General features: G+C 66.3%; 13 protein-coding genes and 2 CRISPR repeat arrays. Of the genes, 11 read left to right on the forward strand and 2 right to left on the reverse strand.

The genetic code is table 11. From position 1 onward, the window contains the following. Positions 1 to 167 precede the first annotated feature (167 nt). The 8 genes from casA (at position 168) to Ssi02_RS35085 (ending at position 10,127) form a co-directional block, all read left to right on the forward strand. Positions 168 to 2,447, forward strand: a complete 2,280-nt coding sequence (gene casA / locus Ssi02_RS35050) for a type I-E CRISPR-associated protein Cse1/CasA (protein ID WP_204032163.1) — start codon at positions 168 to 170, stop codon at positions 2,445 to 2,447. 34 nt (positions 2,448 to 2,481) lie between these two features. Beyond that, on the forward strand, positions 2,482 to 3,603 hold the full coding sequence (cas7e, locus tag Ssi02_RS35055; protein WP_204032164.1) for a type I-E CRISPR-associated protein Cas7/Cse4/CasC: 1,122 nt from the start codon (positions 2,482 to 2,484) through the stop codon (positions 3,601 to 3,603). After that, positions 3,603 to 4,403 carry a type I-E CRISPR-associated protein Cas5/CasD gene (gene cas5e / locus Ssi02_RS35060; RefSeq protein ID WP_204032165.1) on the forward strand — a complete coding sequence of 267 codons (801 nt, stop codon included), beginning with the start codon at positions 3,603 to 3,605 and terminating at the stop codon, positions 4,401 to 4,403. Before cas7e ends, cas5e begins: the two co-directional genes overlap by 1 nt. A 6-nt stretch (positions 4,404 to 4,409) precedes the next feature. Continuing rightward, complete coding sequence (gene cas6e, locus Ssi02_RS35065) at positions 4,410 to 5,177, forward strand: type I-E CRISPR-associated protein Cas6/Cse3/CasE (RefSeq protein WP_204032167.1); 768 nt, start codon at positions 4,410 to 4,412, stop codon at positions 5,175 to 5,177. Between the two features lie 7 nt (positions 5,178 to 5,184). After that, positions 5,185 to 6,216, forward strand: coding sequence for a type I-E CRISPR-associated endonuclease Cas1e (cas1e, locus tag Ssi02_RS35070; RefSeq protein ID WP_204032168.1), 1,032 nt, complete (start codon positions 5,185 to 5,187; stop codon positions 6,214 to 6,216). Beyond that, positions 6,213 to 6,521 carry a type I-E CRISPR-associated endoribonuclease Cas2e gene (gene cas2e / locus Ssi02_RS35075; protein WP_204032170.1) on the forward strand — a complete coding sequence of 103 codons (309 nt, stop codon included), beginning with the start codon at positions 6,213 to 6,215 and terminating at the stop codon, positions 6,519 to 6,521. The genes cas1e and cas2e overlap by 4 nt, the downstream gene beginning before the upstream one ends. A gap of 18 nt (positions 6,522 to 6,539) precedes the next feature. Beyond that, a CRISPR array of direct repeats spans positions 6,540 to 6,994; the repeat unit is 28 nt; unit sequence GTCGCCCCCGCGCACGCGGGGATGGTCC. Positions 6,995 to 7,139: 145 nt separating this feature from the next. Then, entirely contained in the window at positions 7,140 to 8,402 is a 1,263-nt protein-coding gene (locus Ssi02_RS35080) for an IS630 family transposase (RefSeq protein WP_239130282.1), read from the forward strand. Between the two features lie 3 nt (positions 8,403 to 8,405). Then, positions 8,406 to 9,784: direct repeats of the CRISPR family, unit length 28 nt; unit sequence GTCGCCCCCGCGCACGCGGGGATGGTCC. 88 nt (positions 9,785 to 9,872) lie between these two features. Next, on the forward strand, positions 9,873 to 10,127 hold the full coding sequence (locus tag Ssi02_RS35085; RefSeq protein ID WP_204032174.1) for a hypothetical protein: 255 nt from the start codon (positions 9,873 to 9,875) through the stop codon (positions 10,125 to 10,127). Between the two features lie 605 nt (positions 10,128 to 10,732). Here the strand turns inward: Ssi02_RS35085 and Ssi02_RS39515 are convergent. Both Ssi02_RS39515 and Ssi02_RS35090 read right to left on the reverse strand, forming a co-directional pair. After that, positions 10,733 to 10,867: a hypothetical protein gene (locus tag Ssi02_RS39515; RefSeq protein ID WP_275410789.1), complete on the reverse strand. Its 135-nt coding sequence runs from the start codon at positions 10,865 to 10,867 to the stop codon at positions 10,733 to 10,735. Between the two features lie 505 nt (positions 10,868 to 11,372). Next, on the reverse strand, positions 11,373 to 11,966 hold the full coding sequence (locus tag Ssi02_RS35090; protein WP_239130276.1) for a hypothetical protein: 594 nt from the start codon (positions 11,964 to 11,966) through the stop codon (positions 11,373 to 11,375). A gap of 382 nt (positions 11,967 to 12,348) precedes the next feature. On the opposite strand from Ssi02_RS35090, the gene Ssi02_RS35095 reads away from it, so the two are divergent. Genes Ssi02_RS35095 through Ssi02_RS35105 form a run of 3 tightly spaced genes read left to right on the forward strand, consistent with a single transcriptional unit; the run spans position 12,349 to position 13,672 of the window. Then, positions 12,349 to 12,618: a hypothetical protein gene (locus Ssi02_RS35095; protein WP_204032176.1), complete on the forward strand. Its 270-nt coding sequence runs from the start codon at positions 12,349 to 12,351 to the stop codon at positions 12,616 to 12,618. Further along, complete coding sequence (locus Ssi02_RS35100) at positions 12,615 to 13,097, forward strand: ATP-binding protein (RefSeq protein ID WP_275410790.1); 483 nt, start codon at positions 12,615 to 12,617, stop codon at positions 13,095 to 13,097. Before Ssi02_RS35095 ends, Ssi02_RS35100 begins: the two co-directional genes overlap by 4 nt. Then, positions 13,097 to 13,672: a hypothetical protein gene (locus Ssi02_RS35105; RefSeq protein WP_204032180.1), complete on the forward strand. Its 576-nt coding sequence runs from the start codon at positions 13,097 to 13,099 to the stop codon at positions 13,670 to 13,672. The genes Ssi02_RS35100 and Ssi02_RS35105 overlap by 1 nt, the downstream gene beginning before the upstream one ends. The last annotated feature ends 214 nt before the right edge of the window (positions 13,673 to 13,886 follow it).

Consider the following 13,886-nt stretch of genomic DNA (forward strand, 5'->3'; position numbering starts at 1 on the left):
GGCATACTCGGCACCCCAGCGAGTCACCCGTCCGATATTCCAATACTTATCATCCGAAAAATGGAATGCGGTCCGATGATTATTGGTGAGGCGGAAAATGTCGGCGCCTGCCTCTACGCTCACCCCTGACTTGTCCCTTGGTATGTCACCTTCCTTCGAGGCGGGCCGTGATAGAGCAGTTCGACCTGGCGCACGACAAGTGGCTGCGGCTACGGAAACGCGACTGTGGTGCGGTGATCCAGGTAGGAATCGAGAAAGCACTGGTCGAGGCGCACACGTTCACCGACCTGGTCGTCGAATCTCCGACTCAGGTACCCGCGCTGCTGAGGCAGGTGCTGCTGCCGGTTCTCGCGGACGCCCTGGGACGTCTGCCCAGGGACCAAACAGAATGGCGAAAGCGTTTCGAAGCCGAAACGTTCACCAAGGACGAGTGCGACCAGATACGGGCATACCTAGCCGAACATGGTGCCCGGTTCCAAGCCTTCGGCGATACGCCGTTCGCCCAGGTCAGCACGCTGGAGGCCGCGAACGGAGCGACCAAAGGCGCAGGGCTGCTGGTGGCGACGGAATCCACCGGAAACAACGTTCCGCTGTTCGCGACACGGACCGAGGCCGAACCGCCCGACCTGACCCCTGCCGAAGCGATGCGCTGGGTGGTGCACGCGCACTGCTGGGACACCGCGGCGATCAAAACCGGCGCGAAGGGCGACGATAGAGCCAAGGCGGGCAAGACGACCGGGAACCCGACAGGTCCGCTGGGGCAGCTAGGTGTTCTCGTCCCCGTCGGGCGCACACTGTATGAGACGCTGCTGCTGAACCTGCCCATCGGGCCGCAGACAATGCTCGGAACTCCGCACTGGCGATCTAGCCCCTCTGCTCCAGGCCGGAATCCGGCCGATTGGAACCCGGCCGGTGACCCCGACGGGCTGCTCGGGCTGTGGACATGGCAGTCCCGCCGAATCCGTCTCATACCCGAGCAAACGGCCCAGGGCGTGCGCGTCAGGCGCGTGATCGTGGCGGCGGGCGACCGCCTGCGCGAGATCCCAGAGTGGGAGCCGCACACAGCCTGGAAGTATGACAAACCGGTCGCCAAGTCCAAGGCAGCCGACCGCAAGCCACGCCGGCATGTTCCGGGGAAGGCCGTTTGGCGCGGCATGGAAGCGCTGCTGGCCATCCACCAAAGCGACCTGGAAAGCGGGTCGGTCGAGACCAGCAGCCTCCTTCGACAGGCGGCGGGTCTGCGCGCACTTGGAGCGCTCCCGCAGGACTACCCCTTGCGGGTCGAGGCCTTCGGCATCAGCTACGGCACCCAGTCAGCCGTCATCGACGACGTCTACCACGACCTGATGCCGTTGCCGGTCGCCGCGCTCCAGCCGGACACCGAGATGTACGGCGTGCTGGTGGAGATGACCGGCCAGGCGGAGCGGCTCTACCGGGCGATCAACCGCCTGTCGGCCGACCTGCGGCGCGCCTCCGGGCTGGACCCGATCCCATGGGACAAGGGCCAGCGTCCCGGGGAGCAGCTCCTCCATCTGCTGGACCCGGTCGTCCGCCGGATCCTCGGCCACGTGGCCGGACTGGACGACGAGCGCTTGGAAGCAGTGCTGCTGGCCTGGGAGCAGGTCGCCTTCCGCATAGCACGTGAGATCGCCGACACGTTGTTCACCGCCCTGCCGGAATCTGTGTTCGGGCCACGCCAAAGCGGCGGCGAAGACGACCCCGGAAAGAACGTCGGTCTCGGTCAGGCGGAGTCGCGGCTGCGGAGCAACGTGGCCGCGGCCTTGCCGCGCTATGCCGACAAGAACCCGTGGCTCGGCGGCTTCCCCCACGCATCCACCAAGCGGAGAGACGAGATGCCGAGGCTGTACTGGGACCGTGTGAAATCCGATGGAACATGGCGGGAGGACAAGTGGACGAAGCGTCCGCTGGGGCCGCCCCCCGGCGAGGATCTGGCGGCGATGCGCGCCGGTCTTGGGCGAGGTTTCGGTGAAGTTCCGCGAATGTGGCCTTACTACGCCTGCGAGATCGATGACGATCTCGCGCGAAGCGGCGAGGCGTCCGAGGAGCAGAAGGCCGAGCACGCCGCGCTCGCCCTGTACGGGCTGCACCAGCAGTCCAAGGCGATCTCGATGCATCGGCCCGGCCTCCGACTGGGCAAGGCCCTGCTCCTGCTCCGTGAGCATGACCGCTTCAGTCCGAGCGCGATCGACGATCGGGTGGAGGCGGCGGCTACGACCACCACGCAAGAATCGCTGCTGATCCGGCTGCGCGGGCTGGTCGACTTGCTGCACACCATCGGCCAGCCACTCGATTACGACAACCTCATGCGGCTCATCCTCCAATGGCGTGACGAGGACGGCCGTCGTGCTGCGCGTCGCCAATGGGCTGTGGACTACCAGGCGTGGAAGCGCAAGCCGCCAGAGGGACAAGACAAGGCCGAAGCCTGACAGCCCCCTTCTTCAGCCATCAACGGAGACAACCATGCCCAAGAGGCAATACGTCGATTTCCACATCATTCAGACTGTTCCCCCCGCAAACCTGAACAGGGACGATCAGGGCAATCCGAAAGACGCCGTATTCGGTGGCGTGCGCCGTGCCCGAGTCTCCTCCCAGGCATGGAAACGCGCCGCTCGCAGGGCTTTCGACGAGAAACTGCCCGAGGCCGACCAGAGCACGCGAACCAAGCGCATCGCCGGGCAACTGGCCGAGCGGGTCGCACTGCGGACCGGAGTCGATCCTGAGGCCGCCGCCCGGATCGCCGCGGCACTGCTGGAGCCACTGGGCATCAAAGCGGGGAAGAAAGCCGGGAACACCGCGTACCTGCTGTTCTTCGGCTACCGGCAGCTGGACGAGATCGTCGACCTGATCGCCGACCAGGCCCAGGACCTGGCCGGGCTGGACGACGACCAGCTCAAGGAGGCGACCAAGAAGCTGGCCGTCGCCGACCGGCTGAAGAGCGGCCATCCGATCGGCGTGGCCCTGTTCGGACGTATGGTCGCCGACATCGCCTCCCTGAACGTGGACGCGGCCACCCAGGTCGCCCACGCCATCTCCACCCACGCCTGCAATCTCGAATCCGACTACTACACGGCAGTGGATGACGAGAACGAGGCAGACGAATCCGGCGCCGGCATGCTCGGCAACATCGGATTCAACGCCGCAACGCTTTACCGGTACGCCACGGTCGGTGTCCACCAGCTGGTGGACAACCTCGGCAGCGTCGATGCCGCGATCGATGCAGTCGGGAAGTTCGCCCAGGCGTTCGCGCTATCGGTACCGACCGGCCATATCAACTCCTTCGCCCATCGCACCCGCCCCAGCCTGGTCGCGGTCGTGGTCCGAAACGACCAGCCGGTCAACCTCGTCACGGCTTTCGAATCTCCCGTCAAGGAAACCAACGGGATCGCCGCCGCCTCGGCCAGACGGCTGGCGGAGGAGTACACGCGCTCCACTGAGCAGTGGGGCGACCAGCCTGCGTTCTTCGCCGCCTGCCACGCCTTCGAGGACGATGTGCTCGCCAAGGCGTTCGGCGCCAACCAGCCCTTCAACACACTGCTGTCCGGCCTGAACGAAACCCTGACCACTTCATGGGCAGTGCGCTGATGGCCACGGAGGACGCGGCGCAAGCCGTACTGCTGCTGAGGCTGGCCGGCCCGATGCAGTCCTGGGGCGATCAGAGCATGTTCAACCGGCGAGACACCAGGCCGCAACCGACCAAGTCCGGAGTTGTCGGGCTGCTCGCCGCCGCCAGCGGCCACTCCCGGGAGACGCCGCTCGGTGACCTGCTCGGTCTGTCCATGGGTGTCCGTGTGGACCAGGAAGGCAGCCTTCTGCGGGACTACCACACCGTCAGCGACTACCAGGGGCGTCCCCTGCCTCAGGCCGGAGTGTCCGCCAAAGGCATCCAGAAACCGACCTCGCCTCCCAAGTACACGCACGTCACGCAGCGCTTCTACCTGCAGGACGCGGTCTTCGTGGCCGCTCTCGCAGGACCGGCGGCAATCATGGAAACCCTGGCCGAGGCCGTCACCCACCCCGCCTTCCCGCTCGCCCTGGGACGGCGCTCCTGCGTTCCCTCCCAACCCATCCTGCTCGGAATCACCACCGAGCCGATCCTGGAGGCACTGACCAACCAGCCGTGGCAGGCCGGCACACACCTTCGCACCGCATTCGAGAAGAGACACGGCCGACTTGCCCGCATCGACCGGATGGTGACCGTCGAGGCGGACGACGGCGATCAGATCCTGCACGATGAACCGCTGTCGTTCGACCCTCATGACCGCCGCCACACCACCCGCAGGGTCACGCACCTGTGGCGGTCGATCCCCACGGGTTTTCCCAACCCTCGGCCGTCTGAGGGGCCCGGCTCCCCACAGGATCCCTTCGCTCTGCTGGGCTGGTGACCGCCGATGACCTACCTGTCCCGCATCAGGATCAACCCGCTGCGTGAGCAAAGCCGTGCGATGCTCGCCAGCCCCAGAGTCATGCACTCCTACGTCTGCGCGGGAATACCCGCCGCACCCGACAGCGAGCGACTCCTGTGGCGACTGGACATCGACAACCCACACCGTCCTGTTCTGTTCGTCCTGACCCAGTCCAAACCCGACTGGGCCCACATCGTCGAGGCAGCAGGCTGGCCGGACGCGGATGGCGAGCACTTCGCCATCGCCGACTACGCGCCCCTCCTAGGCCGGATCGCCCCCGGTCGGGAGTTCGCCTTCCGGCTGACGGCCAACCCCGTCCAGAACACCAACCGCCCCGACAAGCTCACCGAGGCCCAGGCCAAGCGGGTCGCAGAGGGATACACCCGGTCTTTTCGCCTCAACCACCGCACAGCAAGCGCTCAACTCGGCTGGCTCCTCGGCCGCGCGGCTCGCTGCGGCTTTCAGATCCCCGCAGCCCGCACCGACCCCGAGATCCAAGCCCCCGACAATGCAGGCAGCGGTGCCGACAAGGGCACTCCTGCCCCTGACGTACGGCTCATCGCCCGAGAACGCCAGGTGTTCGCCAAAGGCGGCAGAGGCCGGCGGGTCGTCCTGCACACCGCGACCTTCGAAGGCCGCCTATGCGTCACCGACACCACTCTGCTGGCCGACGCTCTGGTCAACGGCATCGGCCCGGCCAAGGCCTACGGATGCGGGCTGCTCACCCTCGCCTCACTGCCAAGCGGCAGGTGAGGCCGAGATGGCCGACATCTGGTGGAAGGCCCACCCTCACGACCTGCACCGCATCAGCGACCGCGTCTCCAGCGTCTATGTGGAACGCAGCCACATCGACCGCGATGAGAACGCCGTGGTCGTCATCAACAAACGCGAAACCGTCCGTGTCCCCGCCGCGATGGTCGCGGTCATGCTGCTAGGCCCGGGCACCCGAGTCACCCACGGCGCGATCCGCCTGCTCGCCGACTCCGGCACCGCCGTGTGCTGGGTCGGTGAGCAGGGGGTTCGCATGTACGCCGCAGGACTCGGCCCGTCACGCGGCGCCGGGCTCTTGCATCGCCAGGCTTGGCTGGTCACCCGGCCCAAGGAGCGGTTGAACGTCGCTCGCGCCATGTATGGCATGCGCTTTCCCGGAGAGGACGTCTCCACCGCCACGATGCAGCAGCTTCGTGGCCGAGAGGGAGCCCGCATCGGCAAGCTCTATCAAGCACACTCCCAGCGCACCGGTGTGGCCTGGAGCCGCAGGGAGTACCGCACCGGTGACGCCTATGCCGCAGGCGACGATGTCAACCGCCTGCTGTCGGCCGCCAACACCGCCCTGTACGGCATCTGCCACGCTGTCATCGTCGGCATCGGGGCCAGCCCGGGGCTGGGGTTCATCCACACCGGCTCGGCGATCTCCTTCGTCCTGGACGTGGCCGACCTCTACAAGGCCGACTACACCATCCCACTGGCCTTTGACCTGGCTGCCAGGGGGCTCACCGACGAACGTGACGCCCGTACCGGTCTGCGTGACCGCATCGCGCAGACCAAGCTGCTCACCCGCATCGTCGCTGATATCAAGGCTCTTTTGGCCCCAGAGGGAGCAGACCTTCCCGAAGAGGACGTGAACCAGCTCTGGGACGACCGGTCCGGAGCCGTCGCGGGCGGCACGAACTGGTCCAGCGAATCCGATCTGGTCATCAATCTCGGCCTCGACCTTGTTCAGCCGACGATGGGAGACGATCACATTGCCTTCATCGGTCCGGAATTCGATGTTCCCGGGGTGGACTCATGACCGTTATCGTCCTGATCGCCGCACCTGAAGGTCTTCGCGGACATCTCACGCGCTGGATGGTCGAAGTCAACGCCGGGGTGTTCGTCGGTAATCCCAGCCGCCGTATCCGTGAACGCTTGTGGGAACTGCTCGCAGTCCGTATCGGTGACGGACAGGCCATACTTGTGGAGCCTGCCCGCAATGAGCAGGGCTGGAGCGTTCGCACCGCCGGCAAAGATCGCTGGCATCCCACTGATTACGACGGGCTTATCCTGTCCGCCCGCCGCCGTTTCCAACCGAATGAAAACCGGCCTGTTGCTCAGTAAACCAGCAGGTCAGCGAGTGTCGCCCCCGCGCACGCGGGGATGGTCCTCAGCCGGCCACTTCGCGGTGAACGCCGTCACCGTCGCCCCCGCGCACGCGGGGATGGTCCACGTACCTCTCTGGTCATCCAAAACAACAGCGCGTCGCCCCCGCGCACGCGGGGATGGTCCGACTAAGGGCATTTGGCACTATGTCCAGCACTCGTCGCCCCCGCGCACGCGGGGATGGTCCGCTCGGCCGGTAGCAGGGTCGATCTCCCCACAGGTCGCCCCCGCGCACGCGGGGATGGTCCGACGGTCGACATCCCGCTGTACGCAGTCGGTGAGTCGCCCCCGCGCACGCGGGGATGGTCCCCTCGTCGACGCATCCGCGATGCAGGGTACGGGGTCGCCCCCGCGCACGCGGGGATGGTCCCGGCACCAGCAAGCCCAAATGCGGTGACCACTGGTCGCCCCCGCGCACGCGGGGATGGTCCCAGTCCCATCATTCGCCCTTTCCTTGCTAGTGTCGTCCGCCTGAAATTCGCCAGGTAAATCCATATGGTGTTGGCTGTGGCGCATCCAGGACCGTCAGCAGTGGAAATCCGCTTATCCGAGAGCGAACAGGCTCGGCTGATCGGCATGTCAGCGGAGTCGCCGAGGCTGGCGGTCCGGGCGAGGATCGTATTGGCGTGTGCAGGGCCGGGGATCAGCACCGCACAGGTGGCGCGAGATCTGGGCCTGGCCGAGAGTACCGTCCGCAAACGGCGTGCGGCGTTCGCCCGGGACGGGCTGAAGGCACTGTCCGACGACGCTCGCACGGGTCGGCCCAAGGCGGAGTTGACGGTGTCCGATGCAGAGCGGGTGGTGTTGCAGCGGTGGTGGGCGCGGCGGGCCACGTCCGCGCAGGTCCTGGCGATGCGCGCGAAGATCGTGCTGGCGTGTGCGGATGGCGGGGACAGCAAGCGGATCGCCGAGCGGTTGCGGGTGCACCCGGACACGGTGTCCAAATGGCGGCATCGGTTCCTGCGCCTGCGGCTGGACGGGCTGATCGATGAGCAGCGTCCGGGCCGACCTCCGTCGATCGGTCTGGATCAGGTCGAGCAGGTGGTGGTGGCCACGCTGGAGGAAACCCCGGCCGGCGCCACGCACTGGACACGCGCTTCGATGGCGCGGCGCAGCGGCTTGTCGGAGTCGACGATCGGCCGGATCTGGCGAGCCTTCGATCTCAAGCCGCATCGCACCGGAACGTTCGAACTGTCGACCGATCCGCTGTTCGTGGAGAAGGTCGTCGACGTGGTGGGGCTCTATCACGACCCGCCGGAACGCGCGGTGGTGCTGTGCGTGGACGAGAAGTCCCGGATTCAGGCGCTGGACCGGTCGCAGCCTGTGCTGCCGATGATGCCGGGCATGCCCGAGCGGCGCACCCATGACTACGTCCGCCACGGCATCACGAGCCTGTTCGCCGCCTTCAACGTCGCCGACGGGACCGTCATCGGCGAACTGCACCGCCAGCACCGCGCCGCAGAGTTCAAGAAGTTCCTCACCACGATCGACAAGACGGTTCCGGCCGAGCTCGACATCCACTTGATCTGCGACAACCACGGTACTCACAAGACGCCGGCGATCAAGGCGTGGCCGGCACGCCATCCCCGCTTCCACATGCACTTCACCCCGACCGGCTCCTCATGGATCAACCAGGTCGAGCGCTGGTTCGGCTACCTGACCGACCAGCTCATCCGCCGAGGAGTGCACAAGAGCGTCCAAGCGCTGGAGGGCGATATCCGCGCCTGGATGGATCGGTGGAATGCCGATCCCAAGCCGTTCGTGTGGACAAAGACCGCTGAGGAAATCCTCGAATCCCTCGCCAAATATTGCCGACGAATTTCAGGCGGACGACACTAGATTGTCGCCCCCGCGCACGCGGGGATGGTCCGACGACTCAGACATGGCTCGGTACCTCCGTACGGTCGCCCCCGCGCACGCGGGGATGGTCCTGTATTCACCTTCGGCATCGGGGGCGGTGGTCTGTCGCCCCCGCGCACGCGGGGATGGTCCTGTGTGCGCGGGTGCGGGGGCGCGTACGAGAACGTTGCCCCCGCGCACGCGGGGATGGTCCCTGTCCGACGCGCCACCTGCGCCACCTGCGCCACCTAAGAACGTCGCCCCCGCGCACGCGGGGATGGTCCTTGCGGGAGCGCCCATGACCGGGTCGTCGATTAGTCGCCCCCGCGCACGCGGGGATGGTCCTCCGCACGGCCAGGCATCCGCACTCAGCAGCCTGTCGCCCCCGCGCACGCGGGAATGGTCCGAGAGAGGACACGACCGTGTCCAGTATCCCCCAGTCGCCCCCGCGCACGCGGGGATGGTCCGGCGATTACCGCCGCGTTGAGGGACCACGTCTCGTCGCCCCCGCGCACGCGGGGATGGTCCCAACACTCCCCGCGGCGGTGCTGGACACCTGTGGTCGCCCCGGCGCACGCGGGGATGGTCCGGCGACCTGCACCGCCACATCGGCACCCTGCCCGTCGCCCCCGCGCACGCGGGGATGGTCCGAACTTCCGCGTCGGGCTCGCCCCCGGGTACGCGTCGCCCCCGCGCACGCGGGGATGGTCCGCGCCGCCGAGATGTTGGAGTTGGTGCAGCAGTGTCGCCCCCGCGCACGCGGGGATGGTCCCGGACTGGTGAGCCGCTCATATGGCTCCCCTTCGTCGCCCCCGCGCACGCGGGGATGGTCCCACGAGTCTCTGGATTGGGCTTTTCCCAGGACTGTCGCCCCCGCGCACGCGGGGATGGTCCGACATCGTCGACCTCCTCACCACCGCCGCCTTCGTCGCCCCCGCGCACGCGGGGATGGTCCGGCCATCTGGCACCTCGTACGGCAGCGCCAGACGTCGCCCCCGCGCACGCGGGGATGGTCCCCGGGGCGGCCTGATCAAGGGCATGATCGTGGTGTCGCCCCCGCGCACGCGGGGATGGTCCGGGCTGATGACCCGTCGGCAGCTCCGCGAGCTGGTCGCCCCCGCGCACGCGGGGATGGTCCCTGCTGGACCAGGGGATGCCAGAGGAGGTCATCGTCGCCCCCGCGCACGCGGGGATGGTCCTGTGAACCCCAGCGCCTTGGAGCCGGTGTGCACCTCGCCCCCGCACACGCGGGGATGGTCCACTCGTGCGGACCTTGTCCAAGCCCCAGCCGATGTCGCCCCCGCGCACGCGGGAATGGTCCCACCTATCTGATGCGGCAGAGCATCATCCGGTGGTCGCCCCCGCGCACACGGGGATGGTTCGGCGAGGTGCCTGATAGCCGCCATTGTCGCTGTGAGGTCTCAGGACATCGGAAAACTTCGAACCTACGGGTTCGGGGGGTTCGTATTTTTGCCTGAGGCTTATAAAACGGACGGGGTCGATGACGAGCTCGCGAAGGAGTTCGTCAGCGGCGGTGGCGACGACGCGGACGTGGAGATCGTCGCCAAGCAGGAGAACATGGGTCTAGGCGTGGGTTCGCCCGACACCGATGTGGTGCAAGCGTCCGGCCATTTGCAGGGCGACCACCCCGGAGTCGTCGATGCACTCGCGACGCACCCGGGCGTGGGTGTCGGCGCTACGGTCGGCGGCAGGGAACCGCCTTAGCCAGCAAGGATTTGTCAACCCGCCTTTGCGAACCTCGTCCCTCCGGCGAGGTATCCCGAACATACTCGCTGCCATGAACCCCGGCGAGCGCACGCAGTAGGGCTGATGCGGGTACTTAAGCCCGGCTTCTGCGAGTAACCGATTGATGGGAACGGTCGCGGGGCGCGACACCAGGTTTATGGAAGACCTCGATCAGGCCAAGAAGGTGTCTTCATCCCACTCCTGCGGCTGAGCGACCACAAGAGTGGAAGACCCAGCCGGAGCTCTAAGCCCGCTGAAGGGTCCGGCAGCTCCTCATAACTGTCGACGCATTCCTGGCCGAAGTGCTCAGCAAGATAGCCGCTGTTGCGCAATGCCATAACCAGCAGGGTGAATCCGTGACGTGCCGACTCCGGGTGTGTCGATGCCTTGGGGCTGATGGCCGATTCCGATAGGGGCGAGGCTCTGTGAAGTGACGGAGCTTTTTGGCTCGAGCGATGAGCTCGCAAAACGACTCCTCCTGGGTGAGCACTGTGGGTCGCTCCCAAAGGTCGTCCACCTGGCCCCGGGGTGACCAGATCCGGAGGTCCACGCCGACAAGCTCTCGAATCCGAACAGGTGCCAGCTCAGTGGAATGCCTCGGTGAGCAACAACTCAGCCTTTGATGTCCAGTCCCGGCTAGCAGAGGCCACGATGAGGTTGGCCTCGGAAACGAACAGCTCGACGGGCCAGGCCGGCTCATAGCTGCTGAGATCGATCACAGGAGCGTCCTCCGATGCTCCCGTCGGCAGGTCGGCTGGCCCGGCGCTAAGCCCGGCCACCGATGTCGGGAGGGCGTCTCTGGGGCAAGGCGGGAATCGGAGATCCGTCGGCACCCGCGATCTTGAGGAGAGGTAACGTCCAAGCGTTCCCGTCTTGAACCTGTCACCGCCGGAGAGAGCCTCCCGCCGTGGCCTCAGAAGCTCGCCGCCTTCCGCAGACGACTGATCTATGTCACCCACTGAGGTCTCGTCCCACTAACGAATGACTAACAAACGATCAAGAGGCCAGCCCCGAGAGTTCGGGATCTGGCCTCTGAGCTGGGAAAACAGGGTGGGGCTACCAGGACTTGAACCTGGGACCTCTTCCTTATCAGGCAAAGCAGGTGAGGGTGCGATCACGGCTGATATCGCCCCTCACCTGGCCATACGGTCCACGTTGATCCACGTGCGTCCGGCCGTTGTCACCCAGTTGGTCACCCAGAAACGGGAGACACGAAGGTGACGCCTAGGCCGATTCAACCGCTGAGGTCTGGCCTTCCCAGACGTCCCGGCCCGCCTTCCACAGCTCCGACGCATGGAAGGCGAATCGGTCGAACAGTCCGTCGTCCTGGTAGCGGCGTAGATGCAGCATCGGCGAATCGTGGCCGACCAGATTCGCCAGATGCGGTGTCACCAGCATCTCGGAGTCGAAGCGGAACACGCTCATCGCGATGTGCTCGTCACCGAACCTCGCTTCAATGCCCGCCACGTCTCGAAGCGGCTTCAGCTCGTTGAGGGAGATGTGGATGCGGGTGGAGACGGTCAGGGGAACGGCTTCAACCTCCTCGCGGCGCCGCCTGACGTCGCTGTCCGGGTCACCGAGCAGAAACCGTATCCTGCACCCCTGCCCGGCCTTGGTCTTGAGCACCTTGGCAAGGTTGGGGTGCTCCAACCACAGGAAGTAGTTCGTGTACCCCGCGAACACCATCTCGTCCCGCGCTGAGGTGATCAGGGAGCGCCAGACCGACTTGGGGCAGGCCGACCTATAGGGGTAGACGGCCAGGACCTCACGGTCCGGCCCTGTCTTGACGGTGTTCCGGATTGCCTCTGGCCACAACACGGCTGCATCAACTCCTAGCGCCTCGGCTGCCGCCCACTGGTGGCGAGGGTGCGGTATGCGCGTCTCGTCCTGCAACCAGCGTCCACCGTCTTCGGGTCGACCCCACATCGAGTCGCGAGACTGCGGTCATCGAGTTGAGCGGCAAACATCGCGCGACGTAAAGGCGTATTGGCCACTGAGCACCTCGGCTCTTCAGGCGTCGGGACGTTTTCGACCTTAACTTCAAACGTCCCAAACGTCTCTTGAACGCGGTGGGTTCGTCATCGGTTGCGAGCAACGATCGTTTCCAGCTCCACAAGCTACTCGAAAGGCACCCGAACACCGGCGTCGTCCAATCGGACGGCATCACCGTCCCGGCAGCCGTGAAGAAGCGAGCAGACGTATGGAAACGAGTGATCAGCAAGAGCAGTACGTCCACCTGACCGACCTGGCCTGGAGGTTGCATGAGCTACGGCGTGTGGTCTCGATCGTGCTGGTTCCAGAGCAAGCGCCCTTCCTCAGGCCGAGGAACCCGGCATTCGGCCGAATCCTGGTCAAAGCGACAGCGCAGGATCAGGAATGGTTCTTCACCTGGGGGCGGGGAGGGGATCAGCGTATCCCGGTGAATGCGGAGGACTCCGCGCGTCGGATAGCAAGGCTGCTGGTCGCATGAGGGTCGTCGGAATCGGGTGGGGCGACACCGACCATCCAGCGCGAATTCGTCAAGGCGCCGAATTCCCTCGCCGGGTGGATATACCGGGTACTCCTTGTCAGGTTGCCTGGGTTCGGCGGTGGGTGCACGAGTTCCTTGACCTGGAATGTGTAGCAGCCGAGACCAGTGAGGTCATTGTCCTGCTGACCAGTGAATTGGTCACCAACGCGGTGGTGCATTCCCACTCCGGAGACGGAGAGGTCACCGTACTGCTGGACCTCAACCACGAGCATGCCCGGATCCGCCTGGACGTCATCGACAACGGACCCGCCGTCGTGGTGGCGCCCGTGTGCGAGGACCCCGACCGTGAGGGCGGGCGCGGACTCGCGCTGGTGGACGGACTGGCCGACCGGTGGGGCGGCTACCTGGACGAGCACGGCACCGGCGTGTGGTTCGAGCTCTGCATCCCCGCGTGGGCCGACGAGGACGGCGGTGCCTGATGGACATCGACAGGCTGACGATGGCGCCCCAACGGCACGGAGGCCCCATCTCCGAGGTGCCCGATCCGGTGTTCCGGGGACAACCGCGGCCGGTTTTCGTCCCCCCGACGGGTGCGGACGACCCACGGCTGACACGGGCTGTGGCGCGCCTGAGGCCCGGCGGGCTGGTCTGGCGGCGGCTGTTCCCCTGCCGCGCGGACTGCATACGGCCGACGCGTGCGTTCGTGCTGTACATGACCGAGGGGCACCCCCTGGCCGACTACGCCGTAATCGCGGTGTCGGAGCTGGCCCGGCTGGCGGTGACACGGGGCGCGGACAGGCCGTTCTTCACCTCGTTCGTCGTGGAGGTCAAGCAGTTCGGCCCCCTAGCCGAAAGACTGCGCCTCAGCGTGTACGACTGCGGCCCCAGGGGCATCCCCACCTACCGGGAGCGCCACGTCACGGTCATCGACCGGCTCCCGCCGGGAGAGGTGGGCGACCTGGGGATGGAACTGATCCACGCACTGCCCGCGACCACTCGTCGGACACGCGGGTGCGGATTCTGGGCGGCATTTCCTCAGCACGACCGATGCTGATCGCCATTGCCACACCGTCCCAATCACACACGGCAGGCCAGCCCCAAATATTGACAGTCGCACCTGCCGCCACAGCAGCGACGACAGGTGTGATGCACATCACACAGAACCTCCCAGGATGCTGCGCGGCCTCCTTCGCCCGCCTTTAGCAGGGGACTCAGTCAATCACCTCCCTACCGCCGGGCCCACTTCTGACTCTCCGTCTCAAACCCGC

Origin of the sequence: Sinosporangium siamense (assembly GCF_016863435.1) — a bacterium.
Classification (GTDB): Bacteria; Actinomycetota; Actinomycetes; order Streptosporangiales; family Streptosporangiaceae; genus Sinosporangium; species Sinosporangium siamense.